The organism is Nostoc sp., assembly GCF_036919595.1.
GTDB lineage: Bacteria > Cyanobacteriota > Cyanobacteriia > Cyanobacteriales > Nostocaceae > Nostoc.
Genome location: NZ_JBALCO010000038.1, coordinates 20,896 through 35,711, shown reverse-complemented (window position 1 = coordinate 35,711; position 14,816 = coordinate 20,896). Strand labels below are relative to the sequence as shown.

The 14,816-nt window shown below is 45.0% G+C and carries 17 protein-coding genes and 4 pseudogenes; 5 read left to right on the top strand and 16 right to left on the bottom strand.

What is annotated here, in order from left to right:
• Nucleotides 1-223: 223 nt before the first annotated feature.
• The 5 genes from V7K21_RS04740 to V7K21_RS04720 all read right to left on the bottom strand — a co-directional run bounded on the left by V7K21_RS04740 (nucleotide 224) and on the right by V7K21_RS04720 (nucleotide 2,579).
• Nucleotides 224-961: a phycocyanobilin:ferredoxin oxidoreductase gene (locus V7K21_RS04740; protein WP_334793554.1), complete on the bottom strand. Its 738-nt coding sequence runs from the start codon at nucleotides 959-961 to the stop codon at nucleotides 224-226.
• 3 nt (nucleotides 962-964) lie between these two features.
• The gene (locus tag V7K21_RS04735; protein WP_335172012.1) at nucleotides 965-1,177 is read right to left on the bottom strand and encodes a hypothetical protein; all 213 of its coding nucleotides are present in this window, start codon (nucleotides 1,175-1,177) and stop codon (nucleotides 965-967) included.
• On the bottom strand, nucleotides 1,155-1,748 hold the full coding sequence (locus V7K21_RS04730) for a Maf family protein (RefSeq protein WP_335172010.1): 594 nt from the start codon (nucleotides 1,746-1,748) through the stop codon (nucleotides 1,155-1,157). Before V7K21_RS04730 ends, V7K21_RS04735 begins: the two co-directional genes overlap by 23 nt.
• A gap of 98 nt (nucleotides 1,749-1,846) precedes the next feature.
• Nucleotides 1,847-2,392, bottom strand: coding sequence for a photosystem II reaction center PsbP (gene psbP, locus V7K21_RS04725; protein WP_335172008.1), 546 nt, complete (start codon nucleotides 2,390-2,392; stop codon nucleotides 1,847-1,849).
• A gap of 55 nt (nucleotides 2,393-2,447) precedes the next feature.
• Nucleotides 2,448-2,579, bottom strand: coding sequence for a hypothetical protein (locus tag V7K21_RS04720; protein ID WP_335172091.1), 132 nt, complete (start codon nucleotides 2,577-2,579; stop codon nucleotides 2,448-2,450).
• On the opposite strand from V7K21_RS04720, the pseudogene V7K21_RS30590 reads away from it, so the two are divergent.
• Nucleotides 2,544-2,860 (top strand): annotated as a pseudogene (locus tag V7K21_RS30590) (transposase); the annotation flags it as partial. The gene V7K21_RS04720 and the pseudogene V7K21_RS30590 sit on opposite strands and share 36 nt — an antisense overlap.
• 29 nt (nucleotides 2,861-2,889) lie before the next feature.
• Here the strand turns inward: V7K21_RS30590 and V7K21_RS04710 are convergent.
• Nucleotides 2,890-3,048: a hypothetical protein gene (locus tag V7K21_RS04710; protein WP_335172004.1), complete on the bottom strand. Its 159-nt coding sequence runs from the start codon at nucleotides 3,046-3,048 to the stop codon at nucleotides 2,890-2,892.
• Nucleotides 3,049-3,702: 654 nt separating this feature from the next.
• On the opposite strand from V7K21_RS04710, the pseudogene V7K21_RS04705 reads away from it, so the two are divergent.
• Nucleotides 3,703-3,988, top strand: a pseudogene (locus V7K21_RS04705) (transposase); the annotation flags it as partial.
• Nucleotides 3,989-4,332: 344 nt separating this feature from the next.
• Here the strand turns inward: V7K21_RS04705 and V7K21_RS04700 are convergent.
• From V7K21_RS04700 to V7K21_RS04680, 5 genes are all read right to left on the bottom strand, one after another.
• Nucleotides 4,333-4,704: an aromatic-ring hydroxylase C-terminal domain-containing protein gene (locus V7K21_RS04700; RefSeq protein WP_335172001.1), complete on the bottom strand. Its 372-nt coding sequence runs from the start codon at nucleotides 4,702-4,704 to the stop codon at nucleotides 4,333-4,335.
• Complete coding sequence (locus V7K21_RS04695; protein ID WP_335171999.1) at nucleotides 4,683-5,294, bottom strand: FAD-dependent monooxygenase; 612 nt, start codon at nucleotides 5,292-5,294, stop codon at nucleotides 4,683-4,685. Before V7K21_RS04695 ends, V7K21_RS04700 begins: the two co-directional genes overlap by 22 nt.
• Before the next feature lie 80 nt (nucleotides 5,295-5,374).
• Complete coding sequence (locus V7K21_RS04690) at nucleotides 5,375-5,707, bottom strand: hypothetical protein (RefSeq protein WP_335171996.1); 333 nt, start codon at nucleotides 5,705-5,707, stop codon at nucleotides 5,375-5,377.
• Between the two features lie 53 nt (nucleotides 5,708-5,760).
• Nucleotides 5,761-7,065 (bottom strand): alpha/beta hydrolase family protein, encoded by a 1,305-nt coding sequence (locus V7K21_RS04685; protein WP_335171993.1) that lies wholly within the window; start codon nucleotides 7,063-7,065, stop codon nucleotides 5,761-5,763.
• 256 nt (nucleotides 7,066-7,321) lie between these two features.
• Nucleotides 7,322-7,630, bottom strand: a complete 309-nt coding sequence (locus tag V7K21_RS04680) for an antibiotic biosynthesis monooxygenase family protein (RefSeq protein ID WP_335171991.1) — start codon at nucleotides 7,628-7,630, stop codon at nucleotides 7,322-7,324.
• 311 nt (nucleotides 7,631-7,941) lie between these two features.
• Between V7K21_RS04680 and V7K21_RS04675 the strand changes: the two genes are divergently transcribed.
• Entirely contained in the window at nucleotides 7,942-8,604 is a 663-nt protein-coding gene (locus tag V7K21_RS04675) for a TetR/AcrR family transcriptional regulator (protein ID WP_335115531.1), read from the top strand.
• A 147-nt stretch (nucleotides 8,605-8,751) separates the two neighbouring features.
• On the opposite strand, the pseudogene V7K21_RS04670 reads toward V7K21_RS04675, so the two are convergent.
• Together V7K21_RS04670 and V7K21_RS30585 are read right to left on the bottom strand one after the other, a co-directional pair.
• Nucleotides 8,752-8,908 (bottom strand): annotated as a pseudogene (locus V7K21_RS04670) (IS6 family transposase); the annotation flags it as partial.
• A 452-nt stretch (nucleotides 8,909-9,360) separates the two neighbouring features.
• Nucleotides 9,361-9,523: pseudogene (locus V7K21_RS30585) on the bottom strand (transposase); the annotation flags it as partial.
• Between the two features lie 346 nt (nucleotides 9,524-9,869).
• Here V7K21_RS30585 and dapB point away from each other — a divergent pair.
• Nucleotides 9,870-10,706: a 4-hydroxy-tetrahydrodipicolinate reductase gene (gene dapB, locus V7K21_RS04665; RefSeq protein WP_335171989.1), complete on the top strand. Its 837-nt coding sequence runs from the start codon at nucleotides 9,870-9,872 to the stop codon at nucleotides 10,704-10,706.
• Between the two features lie 39 nt (nucleotides 10,707-10,745).
• Nucleotides 10,746-11,432 (top strand): phosphate ABC transporter permease, encoded by a 687-nt coding sequence (locus tag V7K21_RS04660; RefSeq protein ID WP_335171987.1) that lies wholly within the window; start codon nucleotides 10,746-10,748, stop codon nucleotides 11,430-11,432.
• Between the two features lie 208 nt (nucleotides 11,433-11,640).
• Here the strand turns inward: V7K21_RS04660 and V7K21_RS04655 are convergent, their stop codons facing one another.
• The 3 genes from V7K21_RS04655 to V7K21_RS04645 form a co-directional block, all read right to left on the bottom strand.
• Nucleotides 11,641-13,053 carry a right-handed parallel beta-helix repeat-containing protein gene (locus V7K21_RS04655; RefSeq protein ID WP_335171985.1) on the bottom strand — a complete coding sequence of 471 codons (1,413 nt, stop codon included), beginning with the start codon at nucleotides 13,051-13,053 and terminating at the stop codon, nucleotides 11,641-11,643.
• Between the two features lie 99 nt (nucleotides 13,054-13,152).
• A complete protein-coding gene (locus V7K21_RS04650) occupies nucleotides 13,153-13,782 on the bottom strand; it encodes a precorrin-8X methylmutase (protein WP_335171982.1) in 630 nt (209 codons plus the stop codon).
• A 103-nt stretch (nucleotides 13,783-13,885) separates the two neighbouring features.
• A complete protein-coding gene (locus V7K21_RS04645; RefSeq protein WP_334958059.1) occupies nucleotides 13,886-14,695 on the bottom strand; it encodes a TPM domain-containing protein in 810 nt (269 codons plus the stop codon).
• Nucleotides 14,696-14,816 lie beyond the last annotated feature (121 nt).

Sequence of the window (14,816 nt, the reverse complement as noted above, 5' to 3'; positions counted from 1 at the left end):
CTCTAGTTGCTTGCACCTACCAAGACAACAAACCATTTTGTAATATTTGCTTTAAAGACCTGACTACTTTTCCTACTGTTGTTTTGGGACTCCATTAAACTCTCGTTGAATGAATTCTACATTTATCCGTTACGCGAAAACGTAACAGAGCTTACAGATGGGTAACTGTGAGTCTGGAAGGAGATCACAGGGATCAGAGGGATAGGGAAGATGAGGGGGATGATTAATTTGGCAGGTCGAATAAAACTGTAGTCATGTAATGTTCTGCCCAAGCTGGGCCAAAGGCTTTTTCTAGTACGCGGCGGGTTTTATCGTTTTGCTGCTGTTTGGTGCAGTAGTTGTGTTGTCCGGCGATATTTTGTGTGACTTGTTCAACTGAAACAGGATGTGAGGCGATCGCTTGGGTGCAATGAATGTCTAAAAATTCTCGCACACGCGAAAGAAACATTGTTTCTTCTTCTGGGGAACTGGGGCGAACAAAGATGCAATAATCAGAAAAAATATTTCCCCATTCAGGTAATTCACGGGGTTGGGAAAAGTTAAGCACTGTTAGCTGTGTCAGTGCAGAAGTATAAGATTCTGGTAAGGTGCGCTCTAAGTGAATCGGAGAAAGGTCTGCGATCGCTGCACTAATTTGACCTCTACCCCCAACTAAATCGCAACCAAACATCGGCAGGTTGTATTCTGGACGGGGAAACATGACGCAGTGCAAAATATCCAGCATATTTCCGATTTTTGCCAGTTCCAAGTGCATTTTCCGAAACTGGGGCGTTTGATAGCAGCGATTTTCAATTGTCAGTTTTTCGCCTTCTAGTCTACCTTCCACATACCCCAACTCATCAGGCAAATGATAGGGCGATAGATCCAGGTGCTGATGCCAAGCTGCCTCAATACAATCAGCTAGCTGACGAATTAGGGGATGTTGTTGCTCACGCAGCGAGGGCATAGAAGTAAATGACATATTCTAGTTAGGAATGCGATCTAGTAGCCAGTCTACAACCTGTTGTGCCATACCTGTCGTGGACTGCAATATAAGCAAACACTTGATGGGCATTGGGGAGCCACTGCGTTGCCGGGGTTCCCCGCTTGTTCGCGCAGCGTCTTTGACAGGAGAAGCAAGTGGCGTCATTGGGCAAATGACAAAAGCCAAAGGACTATTGCCACAAATCAGTGACATCGTATCCCAATTCCCCTAGCATGTGCCGCAGCAAGGGTAAACTGAGTCCAATTACATTGCTGTGACAGCCTGCGATTTTCTCTACAAAGAAACTACCAAAACCCTCAATGGCAAAGGCTCCAGCACATTTGAGGGGTTCACCTGTGGCAACATAGGCTTTAATTGCGCGATCGCTCATTTGAGCAAAGTAAACTCTTGTAACTTGAGACTTGACTAAAGAGCGGTTTTGGTCAAGGTCAATTAAAGCGTGACCTGTGTACAAGTCGCCAAAGTTACCTTGCATTATCTGCCAACGGGCGATCGCTTCAGAAAAGTCTGCTGGTTTACCGTGAATTTCACCCTTGATAGACAAAACTGAATCACAACCCATAATCAAAGCCGATTCAAACTGCGGGGCTACAGTTTCCGCCTTATATTGGGCAAGAGTTTTGACCAATTCTGCTGGTTCACTTAATTGGATTTGCGACTCATCAAAGTCACTTGGTTGAACTATCGGTTCAATACCAACAGTTTGCAGCAAGCGGCGTCGGGCTGGGGAAGCTGAGGCAAGTACAAAAGGTGGAATTTTCATGATCTGACAAACTTGGTAATTTGGGATGGGGCATTGGCATTGGGGATTGGTGATTAAGTTTCTTCTCTATCCCCTATTCCCTATTCCCCACTCCACAATTAATAGACAGAAAAAGAATTGACAACCTCATCAATCATTCCTTTAACTCTCTGCCAGCGTTTTTCAGGAATTGAGGCATTAAAGGTAAAAAGCTTACCACGGCTAACAGCGACGCTAGCGATATTGTGTCGTTCCTGTTGATTGGGGAGTTTAACCTCATACTCTAAAAGGTAGTATGTTTTACCGTCTACTTCTCGCTGTGCGGCATTAATTAATTCAGCTGAACGACCAGAGTCAGGAGGCGCTAGAGCTGCTTTTCCTAACTTATATCCTACTTCTGTTGGGGTTCCTAATTCTGACAAAGTTTTACTTTGTGGAACTGGGCTAATCACAACCGAAACATTTTCAGACACCTCAATCAAATCGTGAAAAACTACATCTGGTCCGTTGGCAACTTTAACTTGTAGCCAGCCGTTAGGATATAAAAACTGATAACCATCACTAGTGTCTACAAAGCTTTTGAGTCCAACCGCAGCCGCTACACCAGAATTACTCAGGCTGAAGCTCAACACCAATAGCAAAATTAATACAATTCGTTTCCACATTTCTACAGATTCCTTTGGGCTGGAGACAACACCAAGCAAGCATCATTTCTCGTTTTTATTCTCCCACCAACCGGGACGCTTCGGATGACGCATTAGATGGGAAGGGATCGAGCAATGCCCAAATGTCGGCAAATACTCCCTGGTGTTTAGTAGCATTATCCAGGCTGTGGGCGGAATAGAAAACCATATCCATTTAGTGGCTTCTATTCCACCGAGACTTTCTATCTCTGATTTTGTTCAAAATATTAAAAGCAGTAGCGCTTATCATCTTAATCATCTCTCGCCCTCACAGGATTTGTTTGACTGGCAACGCGGATATGGTGTTTTTTCAATAGCAAACAACTTGAGCTAGCTGTTGTGTATGTGCAGAATCAGAAAGCGCATCATTCCAATGGGACTATAATTTTGTCTTTGGAACGGCATAATCATGAAAATGATGGGCCAAAACTCACGCAGCTAAAGCAATGAATTCCATTGATCTTTAAGTTCATTGAACCTTAGTACAACATTTTACTAATTCGTAGCAAATTAAATTTGGCAATACCTTGCATTGTTAATGCGTTGGCTTGCATTGTTAATGCGTCGGCTTGCATTGTTAATGCGTTGGCTTGTTTTGTTAATGCGTTGGCTTGTTTTGTTAATGCGTTGGCTTGCATTGTTAATGCGTTGGCTTGTTTTGTTAATGCATCTCAATGCAATGCCAATGCATTTCCTTGGAATGTTAATGCGTTCCCCTGCATTAAAAACGCTACGCTTTTACGCAAAACTGTACTTAGTCAGCTTAAGCTGACTTGAGCTATGAGCCTCAGAATTCATTCTGAGGCGGACTTGTAGTCAAGGCAATATTCCGCAATTATCATAATGTTCAATCTCGCGCCTGAACCATCACCCGCCATAGGTTAGAAACCTATGGCTAATAGCGAAAGTCATCTCAAAGACGACTAAATCAGTAGTAACTATTAAAGAAAAGTTAATCGAGAATATAAAAACCCCGACTTGATAGCCGAGGTAGATGGGAGAAGTCTAAATGTCGATGAGATATAGCGATACAGAAATCTTATTTTCTTAGCTAACACCAGTTAGGTAGTTAAGTTTGGACTTTGCTAAGTTATGTAAATAAATTTAACAAAAAGATTATAAATAGTCAACGAAACTTGACAAAAAAAGACTGATAGCATTTAGAAAGTAAATCTAAAGAAGGCTGGGCAAGTATAATTGCAAAGGTAGGATATTTTAAAGACAATGTATCTACTTAGAAAGCGATGGCTCGAAAAGCTTATTCGACCGACCTTAGTGACTTGGAATGGTAAATTTTGGCACCTTTGATTCCACCGACTAAATCTGGTGGACATCCTCTTCCAAGGGGAGACGCTCCGCGATCGCACAACTGATATGAAGGAAGTATGTAATGCCATCTATTATCACTTAAAAATAGGGTGTCAATGGGATATGCTTCCAGGAGACTTGCCCCCAAGCTCGAGAGTTTACAGCTATTACCGAAAATGGCAAAAATGCGGGATTTGGGAAGAATTAAATCATACATTGCGCGATCGCTTAAGAGAAAAAATAGGTCGTTTGGCACAGCCAAGTGCAGTGCCCTCGGCGGTGGGTCGTCGCCAGTCCCGTTGCAGCATAGCGGCAATCACTGTCCAGTTACATTGGTGCGGTCGAAAACATTTCGAGGAGTTCGGGCATAATTGATCCATTGGAACCATTAACATAGCTTGCCGTAAGCACCGTTGGCAGATTGTGAACTTTCCTGAGCGAGGCTAGTGCGAGAACATTGGAGCAGAACTAGATCCAGTCGGATATCCTGCACACCCAGCATTGTACCTGTATGATAGTCAGATCATCAGCAGGGCACAGTCTTCGGCGCTAAGGAAGCTGAGGTAGCGTTGTTGGTCATAGTTACTCTCCTGAAGTTATTTATATTGATTCAATCAACTTGCAGTTGGTGAAAACCATCGACCGAGCCATTCTGTCAGTGCTGGTAAAGCATTCTGATTGCCAACAAAGCCGAGATACGAGTCGGGTCTCACAAGGAAAAGGCTCTGACTACTGCCAAAGGCGCTGTCAAATTGCATCTTTGCTTCCGGTTGGGTAGAGGCAGGCGCGATGCGTTGCAGTTTCAGAAACCCATGCCAAGGCTCGAGCTGCTCTTTCCAGGTAGCAAGGAGGTCGGTTATACTTTCACCCCCTGCTACCAGCAGAGTAAAGCACGATGGATCGAGGATTTCATAAAGGTGCATTTTGCGAGGCTGGGTATCACTTAACGAATCCAGATTCCACGTCAGTATATCCATGTCTGGCATCCGATCGCCCGCCTGGAGGTTGCCATGAATGTGATAGGTTTGGGAAAGTGAGCTTTTGCGATAATTCGCAGCGACCTCGCTGAGCATTCCAGTTCTTCAAGTTCTCCTTCACGGTTGCGGAGTACAGCCTTCACACCACCCTGTCCAGGCTGAGTGGACGACTCTGATTGAGCAAACGCGATCATCTCTGTACCGCGCTCGATCTCAACATCCTGGCGAAGCAGTTGCTCCTGCAGAATGCGTTCTGTTTCCGACTGAGGGATGAGGATGATGAAGTTGTAACGGCTTTTGATCTCTTCAAGGTGTACTTTACCCAAGCGCTTGCCATCTCCATAGATGGTCGCTGCGGTGCTTTTGTTACCAATTCGCAGCATTTCTTGGATTAGCCCGCGCTGCTCGAAGAGTTCCAAAGTGCGCGTTTGCACAGCAAGAGCACGAGATGTAGTAGAAGGTTGCAGCAGCTTATCCACAATGCGGACAGAAACGCCGAGGCGAGAGAGTTCCATCGCCGCTGTCATTCCCGTTGGTCCCGCGCCGACAATCAGCACTGGACGAGGACTGCTTGTTGTCCGTTTGTCTTGTTCGTTCATAAAGAGTTCTGTTCTTGGTAGCTAGTACTGCAAATGAGCGATCGCTTTTTGAAGCCAAGCTTCGGCTGATTCGGTGTTAGTTAACTTAGCTTTCGTAACCTTGCAAGAAGTTGGTTTTTGCCGCAGGATACTTTTGAATGATTTGCTCCATAACTCGTAATAGTTGTTCTGCCGACAATACCGCCCCAACTCCCAGCATCTAAAGCACCATGCTCAATTCGCTCGATCAGGCGGTGACGAGCAAATTGAGCTTCAGACTGTACCATTGGCTCCAATGGCTTCAGCGTCGCCTCGTTTGAGTCACCGTGCTGGGCAACGACTGAGACGTTGTGCATGGAAAAATTAGCCGCTTTGAGTTGACTGAGGGCTGTCTCAATGTGTTGGCGATCAAGAAATGTCCCAGCTAGCTGCATTTTTGTGTTCTACTGCCATCTTGAATCTCCTGCCTGAAGGTTAATGATCGCAATTAGTTGCCAAAGATCAGCTTCTTCGTATTCTCCGTGATGCCATAGGTATACTCACGCTGGTCTCCCCACGGTTCGACGTGAATTATGCCAGTTGTATCCACCTCGGTGTACATAGACTGAGCCTCGATACCTCGCACGCGATCGCTCAGCCAGTCCGCCACCATCGTGTACGCTTCCGGTCCTAGCTGTCCGGCACGGCTGGCGTGCATACCGTGGTCTTCGCCCTCATAGAAGATCAAAGATTTAACACCTGTCAGGCTGTTGAGGAAGTCGAAGGTATAGTGGGAGTCGCTCAACTGGTCGTCCTCGCCCGCCGCGACCAGGAATGGACACTTAATCTGCAAAGCAAGCTTGGAGACGTCGAGTTTCTGGGCGAGCCGGTCAAGCTCTGCTTCATCTGTTGCGCCAGTCATGTACATAAACCGCAGTTTGAACGTTGGGCTTGCCGTTTCAAACAGCGAGAAGCCGCCAGCTTCAAAGCAGGTCATGGCGACGCCGCAGGCGAGAAAACGCGGTTCAGCCGCCGCCAGCGTGGTCGCCCAATAAGAGCCGAAGCTGAGACCATGCACAACGATCCGACTGGAATCAATCTCTGGACGGGCAGCCGCCAAGTCGAACGCAGATGAACCCAATTTGCTGTAGGTGTCTGGGTCGTACCAGACCTCCCGAATCAGCGCCTCGCCCTGCCCCGGGCCATCGATCGCCAGAACCGCGAAGCCTCGCTGCAACCACTTGTCCCCGTCCATCGCCACCGATAACTCTTTCCAGCCGTCCATACCGGAGATGATCACAACACAGGGAACGCGATCGCCATGCTTGTATGTCGGTGGGAGGGAGAGAATCGCTGGTACCGATCGATCCTCAAACGGCACATCAATAGGCTCGATGTGCCGACCCGCGAGCTGGATGAACTTGGCATAGCAATCCGTCTTCTTCTGATTCAGAGCGAGATTCAGAGGTGTGTTTGCCTCGATCGACCACTGCGCTCCACCATAGAGAATGCTAGCTGTAAAAAAGCTCTCACGGGCTGTAGAATCATGTCCCAGCTTTAGTTCGGCTTCGGCACGCAGCTCGCGGCGTCGCGCCGCCTGCATGAACTCGCGTGTCATGTCGTTGTAAGTCTTGATTCGCTGGCGCAGTCCGATGAAGTCACCCTGCGAATCGTGTCCGCAAGCACTGGACATATAGCCCAGACGACTCTGATCCCAATCGGGTCCCATCAGGCTGATGATTGCATCTAATAGCCAACGTTGTTCTGAGAGCCGTTTCGCGCGGCGGGTAATATTGAGAGGCATTGTCGGCATGAGTTTACTCCTTTGTTCGAGGATTTTCAAGGTGTAGAGCCTTCGGCGGTCTCTCGTCTGAGCAACTGCGATCTCAGAGAGCGGGTGCTGAGTTCTTTGGACACGCTATGCGTAGCTTGCTTCTCCGTAGGGGTACGCACCATCGTATTTGCGGCGAACCTGTAATCACCAATCTGTAATCACCGTAGAGGCGTTCTTGAAACTTAGTGCATGGATTCAGCAGCAGAATCAGCGGCTGCCCTTACAGCGGCATTCGCTAGTCCACTTCGCGCATACTCTTGGAAGCGATCACTTCCTGGAAGATGTCAGGATGGTGTTCGACACCGGGAATGCTTTCTTCACCAGGTTTGTAGCCGCCGTGGGTCGCATTCCAGGCGTCTGCATTTTCCCATAGCGCGATGTTGATGTATTGAAAGGTTCCGTCGCCGACACCCGTGTTTTTGTGCAGGTGGGTTTTAATGAAACCGGGTGTGCTAGAGAAGACTCGCGTGGTCTCGTTCCAGGCTCTCAAAAATTCTTCTTTGTCTGCGGGAACGACAAAGGGATTGATTAAAGTAACTGGCATATTTTAGCTCCGCTGACTGTGGATCGTCGTTAAAACGGTGTTTTGCAATGATGCTGTATACCTTCTCGAAATTGAGATGCTGAAATTATGCAGCTTTTGTAGAATCATGTGAACTCAATCATCAACGGTGTCACAAGAGTGTACAGGTATGAATCAATGGTACTGTTCAGTACTATTAATGTATCAACTTCAAAGATTATTTGCAAGCCCGATATGTGAAGAAGAATAAAGCAGCCCTCCTGTTAGCGCCTGAATTTAGCAGTAGATATCGCTATAGTTAGGATTGGAAGGTTACAGAGTCCGATTCAGAAATGAGCAAACAAGGCTCCAAGGTCAAAAAGCGTGGACCCGGGCGACCCCGTGCAGATGAACGCGATTTGCGGAATGAGGCGATTCTAGAAGCCGCGACTGCGGTGTTCCTCGAACAGGGTTTTGCCCGTGCCAGCACAGATGAGATTGCAAACCGAGCGGGTGCTTCTAAGCAGACGATCTACTCGCTTTATCCCAGCAAGGCGGCACTCTTCGCCGCGCTGATGAAGCGTCGCTCCGAAAAGCTGGTCGATCCCGTCGCTTCTGCCATCCTCCGCCAGGATGCGCCTGCCCACGAAGTCTTGTATCAGTATGGGTTACAGGTTTTGCGTGCAAATTTGAGCGACAATGGTCAGCAACTACAAAGGCGGTTGATCGCTGAAGCTCCGGTGTTTTCTGATCTCGCCAATGCATTTTGGCAGAACGGACCGGGCTGGGGACGAGAAATCGTCAAGCAGTATTTAGAATCGCTGGTGCAGCGTCAAGTTCTCTCGATCAACAATACTGATCTTGCAGCGGATCACTTTATGAGTATTGTATTCGGTTGGCCGATGCTCCGCGCCAGTTTTCAGCTACCCTCGTTGTTTCAAACTGACGAAGCGCTAGCAGAGTGGGTTCAGAGTGCTGTAGACGTATTTTTGCGGGCACACACGGGCACAGAGTAGATTTATTCAGAAATCAGCGTTTTCGAGGCATTGGTTTTCGGTTCGTCGGCAGATTGCAGAGTTGGGCATGGTTCAAAAACAGGCAATTCTAGGGATTGTGTCGCAAAAATGATTTGAGGACAGGCGATCCTTCCCAATCTCAGTTAGTTATTGGGCAACTCCAAAAATTTGAGACACAAATTCCGATCTGTACTTGCACATCACCCTTGTTAATAGCTTTAACCTGTCCTTTACGCAGCATATGCATTGCTTCCATTCCTCGCAAGGTTCGTCGTGCTGTGTTGAACGACCCGAAACTGAATGGCACTAAGAAAAGCTTTAAGCTATGCTCTGTGGGAATTATAATAATTCATGCCATGAAACTATAGATGGGTGCAATCGCTCGCTTAAAGTAGGTACTGTAAAATGGATATCTTAGGGGTACGGGGGGTTGCCCAAAAATTTTTTAGGTAGGAAAAGCTTACTCGAAAAATGAAATACTTTCAGTAGACCGAAAAGTTTGCGATCCCCAAAAAATAGTAGTGTATAATACAGTTTTTTTGGTAGCTGTAAAAAAGCTGATGGTCTTGAATCAATGATAAAATTAGCTTATCAATAAGCCCAAAAAATCAACTAGAATCAGTCAGCTGGTAAACAAACTTCCCGTAACTGTCTCAAACCCTGATTTTGACGTTGAGACTGGCTGATACTTTTATCGGCGATCGCAAGCTTGAAGTTCAGTCACACAAAGGTATTGGGATTTTTCGGAGATGTCTAATGATAATAGATGGCATTACATACTTCCTTCATATCAGTTGTGCGTTCGCGGAGCGTCTCCCCTTGGGAGAGGATGCCCACCAGATTTAGTCGGTGGAATCAAAGGTGCCAAAATTTCCCATTCTAAGTCATGAAGGTCGGTCGAATAAGCTTTTCGAGCCATTGTTTTCTAAATAGATACACTGTCTTTAAGGTATTATATTTTGCAATTATACTTAGCTATCCTTCTTTAGATTTACTTTATAAATAGCCTATAAGAGCTGCTTATTAGGCACAGTGTAGGATTATTTTTGGAGGTGTGGTAAGTGAAGTAGGGAAAATAAAACGGGTTACTGGCTAAGATAGTAGGATAAAAATGAGAACCCATCCGCTTTCGGGAGTCGAAAAACTGAGCGATTAGCTGCATAAATCAGAGGAGTCGGAATTAAGCCAGAGATTTGAAAAGCTAGCTACTAGATCACCAAAGTCTTTACAATTCCCTTGTTGGCTCAAAAAGTATTTCTCGACCTATGACGAATCAAGCTCCTATCCCGGTTATTGTCAACGGTGCTGCTGGTAAAATGGGACGTGAGGTGATTAAGGCGGTGGCGCAAGCGCCTGACTTAAACCTAGTGGGTGCAATTGACCACAGTTTGGAACATCAAGATAAAGACGCTGGAGAGTTGGCGGGTTTAAGCGAACCCCTGGAAGTGCCAATTACCGATCAATTAGAACCGATGTTGGGGTATGTGGCTGGTGACAGACACTCTCCTCCAGGGGTGATTGTAGACTTTACCCATCCCGATTCAGTTTATGACAATATTCGTAGTGCGATCGCTTACGGTATTCGTCCTGTAGTTGGCACCACTGGATTAAGTCCAGAACAAATCCAAGACTTGGCAGACTTTGCCGACAAAGCTAGCACTGGTTGTCTAATTATTCCTAATTTTTCCATTGGTATGGTGCTGTTGCAACAAGCCGCAGTTGCAGCCTCAAAATATTTTGACCATGTAGAAATTATCGAACTGCATCACAACCAAAAAGCTGATGCTCCGAGTGGTACTGCCATTCAAACAGCGCAGTTATTAGGAGAATTGGGTAAAACTTTTAACCCTGCTCTTGTAGAAGAAACGGAGAAATTACCCGGAGCTAGGGGCAGTATAGCAGATGAAGGGATTAGAATTCATAGCGTCCGCTTGCCAGGATTGATTGCCCATCAGGAAGTTATTTTTGGTGCAGCAGGACAGATTTATACTCTACGACATGATACGAGCGATCGCGCTTGCTATATGCCAGGAGTGCTACTAGCGATTCGCAAAGTCTTAGCGCTAAAGTCGTTAGTATATGGATTAGAAAAGATACTTTAAACTTTAAACTCACTATTGGGCATTCATCACTCAGCACTCATGTTAGTACCACTGACTCGCCAGAAATTTGAACAAGTTGTCCCTCTAATTGCCACTGGTTTGCAGTACAAGTACTACTGGGGGAAGTTCTCAAATTTTTTGCAACGGCTGTTAATTTCTGTAGTTGCCGTAGTTGTTATTTTGCTTGTGACAGTCGTTTTTAGGCTTCCTTTTGCTTCAATAGTATTTGTGCTGGGGATACTTGGCGCTTTTTTTTGGCTGTGGTATCCAGTGTTTCAAGCAAGTATGCGGAATTTGCAATGCCGCCGTTATAAGTATGGCGGCTTTTTCCGTGGTCGAGTGCTAGATTGGTGGATTACAGACCAGTTGATGGGTAAAACCGAAACAGTCAACAGCAAAGGCGAATTAGTGATTGTAGAAAACCGAGAAAAACAGATTAACTTAGAGGTGGGTGATGACACAGGATTTAGTATTGAGTTTGTAGCACCATTACGTCCTGCCCACAAAGTTATTACTCGTGGTCAAATTGCAGAAATGGTAGTGATGTCAAATCGCTCAGATTTGAGCAGTATTGAAGAATTCAGCGATATATACTTTCCCAGTCGTGACCTGTGGGTTAGCGATTATCCTTATCTGCGGCGGGATTTCTTTAACGAAATCGGTCGTCGCTTGAGTGAAGACCAACAACAAAAGCCGCCTCGGCGGCGTCGGAGAGTAGAGGATTAAAGAAGTAAAGCAGGCAGGAGGATGTAATCAGTATAGGCTTCTCTTTCAGACACATGCAAAGGACAGACTGACACTAATTATGAGCCACCTATTGCAGAGATTTTGGTAGTTTGCTCTCAACCGCAAGACTCCCCGATAGTCGCCCATGAGGTTCGGGCATTTGGATTCAGCATAAATCATCTCCTGCCCTGTGCGTTTTGCCTTCTTGCTAACGGGAGCATCCCACTTTGATGAGTTTCCCTTTCAAACGATAGGTCATTGACCCACAAACAAAACCTCCCGACTTAGGCTCTACATAAGTCCGCCTCGGCGGATTTTGTTTAGCTAGCCGCGATTTCCAATTGCTAGATATTTTTTCTAGAGTAGGATGCTTACTTAAAAACTCTGAGTCTGCAACAATATCGTGAGGTCCTTTAACACTTACTTTAGAACTATTGATGTAGATATTATAATCATAAATAACGTTTTTATTTTTATTGTTACCGTTGATATTCTTGCCAGGATAAGCATAGAGAATGTTCCTTAAAATTCTGACATCAGATGACACATTGCCAAATATTTGCCCATCTTTAATTTCTGGACTCTGATTATTTAAAACAGATGTGTTATTGACGATATCAACATGCTCACTTAAAAATGTATGAATCCCTGAACCACCATTATTAAATGTCAAATTGTTTTGAATTAAAGTCCGTCCTACATATGCATCCAAATTTGGGTTCTGCTCATTTCTGGAAGTATCGATAATAATGCCATTACCATCTGTGATCTTTCCCACCGCAATCCAAGGGATGTACATGCGATTGTTATATACCTTGTTGTTGGTCACGAACATCTTGTATCCCCGGTTGGTGTCAGAATTCCAATTGCTCCCCAACGAAATGCCACTGCAACCATAAACACCATACCAGCCATTATTGAACACAATGTTATTATCCACCTTCACATAATCAGACTGCAATGCTCCGATACCTCCTCCTCCACAGTCATGCACTTTGTTGTTTAAAATACGGATATGATGAACATGACCATTGGCTCGTCCGTCCATGCTTATGCAGTTTCCGCTTGTAAGCGGATTTGATCTGTTAGTCTTTTGACTTAATGCATAAGCAAGGGTTATATTGGCATTGTTTCCTATAACTTCCAGCCCGTTGATCTCAATATATGAAGCTCCATTTGAAATCAGGATACCGTTCCATGTATTGTGTTTAATTTTTGGGAAATCCCCAGGATATGCTTTATACCTAATCCATGCATTTGCAGTTCCAGAACGTTTAATACTTACTACACTCGGAGCTTTGGCTAAATTTGTATATACTCCGTTCATGATCAATACTGTATCGCCAGGGTTAGTTATATCTGCTGCCTTTTGAATTGTCCTAAAGGCGGATGAAGTAGAGAGTCCACTATTTGTATCGTCTCCCCTACCACTAACATAATATGTTTTCGGAGTCGCCTTAATGCTGATTAGTTTGTGGTTGGCTAGGATGATTTCCTTGTTAGTGGATACCTGACGGGCGTTTTCAACTAAAGATACTTTTATCCTTTCTTTCCCACCCAAAAGACTTAATACCACGGGAATTGCAAGAAATGCAATTAAACGGAAACGTTGAAATACCACAGGAAAAGGCTCCTTTATCGGCACTACTTAACAAAAATATCAGGTTATTTGTAGTTTTAAATACTATTTGGCATAAAGGGAACGATAGAGCTGACTTTCCTAACTCCCCCGATTTCCATCTTGTCCATAGGCTTGCCAAGCCAAGTCTACCAATCCATCAACGATCGCAGCTGCTACAACTGCATTACCTTTGCGACTATCAATTGTAATGTGAGGCACTAGAGAGTCTTGTAAGCGCTCCTTTGCTTGATTAACATTTACAAATCCCACTGGAGTCGCAATTATCAAAGCAGGTCTAATTTCCTCAGCTTCAATTAAATCCACTAGTGCTGTTAGTGCTGTTTGTGCTTGACCCACCACAAAAATGCCTTCTGGATAACGCTTTGCTAAGGTTTCTATTCCCCATGCTGCCCGAGTTTTTTCTTTTTGAGGGCGTGTTAGAGCTTCCATACTGCAATACACCGGATTGGCAAAGGTGTTTTGAATCTCGTAGGTAATACCTACTTGTACCATTGGCACATCTACCACAATCGTGGTACGCGCGGCTAGTGCTGCTGCTCCAGCTTGCAAGGCACGCTCAGAGAAACGAATCAAAGACTTATACTCAAAGTCAGCTGTAGAGTATATTACCCGACGCACAATTTCATACTCTGCTGGTGAAAAAACATGATTTTCAATTTCACTATCAATGATTGCTAAACTTTGAGCATCAGTTACGTGCCATTCCATTTTTGTTGAGCTTCTCAAATATTAGCTTTCAGCTTATCAGCTTCAGAGAGTTAGGAGTTAGGAGTTATAAGTTAATTAAAAACTCATAACTCTAACTCAGCACTTATAACTCATTACTAGAAGAAGACCGACTGAAAATAGGAGATAAGTAAGCAACCAAGACGCCAATGAGAAACCCAGAGATATTGCGAACTAGAGGTAACCAGTCGCTTGTGCGTGTCACCACTGGCCCAATACCAAAGGCAATAAATAAGATTCCCCACAAAGGTGAGAAAATTAAAGCCCATTGCCAAGCGAAAACTTGTCCTTTCTCGCGGGGTTGAGATGCAAATCCACAAATCACCCCACCAATAACTGAGGTAATCAAGGTGAGAATCCATTGCTCTCGTGGCAGTCCGGGGACAACATTGCAACCACCCTTGAGTAAACAGCCTTTAACCGATTCTAAGGCTTGCAGAATAGCTTGGTCTTCGCCTTGTTCACGGACAAAGTACAAATTACCAAAGCGGGTTTGTAGTTCTATCCAGAAAGTCCGGGGTAAAAGTTTATAAACAGCATCGCCGACGCTAAAACTAAGGATGTTACCGCCACGAGAATCGGCAACTAGTAGAATGCTTTTGTCATCCAAACCCCAATATTTTATGACTGCCCGACCTGGGGTGCGGTCATACTGGGTCAATACTCGCAATTTCCAACCCGTATCAGTTTCAAACTGCTCTAAATCTTTGACAAGCTTTTCTTCTTGCAGTACAGGAAGAGATTTTGCTAAGTCTACAACTGGGGTAAAGGTGTTAGGGAGTAAGTCAGGATTGTCATAAGCCAGTGCTGGGGGAGAGTGCATGACCCAAATTGTCCCAGCCAGGAAAAATACTGCGATAGATAACAGAATTCGTCGCCAAAAACAAGATTGCATGGACGTTTTTATACAAATATCAACGGTAAAAGTGAACAAGTTGTTTTAAAAGAGTACTGGAAAAGTGATACTTCTTTACACTTGTTTACTTTACTCTAATCTAAGGGATCAAAGCAAAGGG

Coding starts and splice junctions, on each gene's coding strand:
- V7K21_RS04740 (WP_334793554.1), bottom strand. CDS start 961: ATGTCATTTACTTCTATGCCCTCGCTGCGTGAGCAACAACATCCCCTA.
- V7K21_RS04735 (WP_335172012.1), bottom strand. CDS start 1,177: ATGTCACTGATTTGTGGCAATAGTCCTTTGGCTTTTGTCATTTGCCCA.
- V7K21_RS04730 (WP_335172010.1), bottom strand. CDS start 1,748: ATGAAAATTCCACCTTTTGTACTTGCCTCAGCTTCCCCAGCCCGACGC.
- psbP (WP_335172008.1), bottom strand. CDS start 2,392: ATGTGGAAACGAATTGTATTAATTTTGCTATTGGTGTTGAGCTTCAGC.
- V7K21_RS04720 (WP_335172091.1), bottom strand. CDS start 2,579: ATGGTTTTCTATTCCGCCCACAGCCTGGATAATGCTACTAAACACCAG.
- V7K21_RS04710 (WP_335172004.1), bottom strand. CDS start 3,048: ATGCAAGCCAACGCATTAACAAAACAAGCCAACGCATTAACAAAACAA.
- V7K21_RS04700 (WP_335172001.1), bottom strand. CDS start 4,704: ATGCCAGACATGGATATACTGACGTGGAATCTGGATTCGTTAAGTGAT.
- V7K21_RS04695 (WP_335171999.1), bottom strand. CDS start 5,294: ATGAACGAACAAGACAAACGGACAACAAGCAGTCCTCGTCCAGTGCTG.
- V7K21_RS04690 (WP_335171996.1), bottom strand. CDS start 5,707: ATGCAGCTAGCTGGGACATTTCTTGATCGCCAACACATTGAGACAGCC.
- V7K21_RS04685 (WP_335171993.1), bottom strand. CDS start 7,065: ATGCCGACAATGCCTCTCAATATTACCCGCCGCGCGAAACGGCTCTCA.
- V7K21_RS04680 (WP_335171991.1), bottom strand. CDS start 7,630: ATGCCAGTTACTTTAATCAATCCCTTTGTCGTTCCCGCAGACAAAGAA.
- V7K21_RS04675 (WP_335115531.1), top strand. CDS start 7,942: ATGAGCAAACAAGGCTCCAAGGTCAAAAAGCGTGGACCCGGGCGACCC.
- dapB (WP_335171989.1), top strand. CDS start 9,870: ATGACGAATCAAGCTCCTATCCCGGTTATTGTCAACGGTGCTGCTGGT.
- V7K21_RS04660 (WP_335171987.1), top strand. CDS start 10,746: ATGTTAGTACCACTGACTCGCCAGAAATTTGAACAAGTTGTCCCTCTA.
- V7K21_RS04650 (WP_335171982.1), bottom strand. CDS start 13,782: ATGGAATGGCACGTAACTGATGCTCAAAGTTTAGCAATCATTGATAGT.
- V7K21_RS04645 (WP_334958059.1), bottom strand. CDS start 14,695: ATGCAATCTTGTTTTTGGCGACGAATTCTGTTATCTATCGCAGTATTT.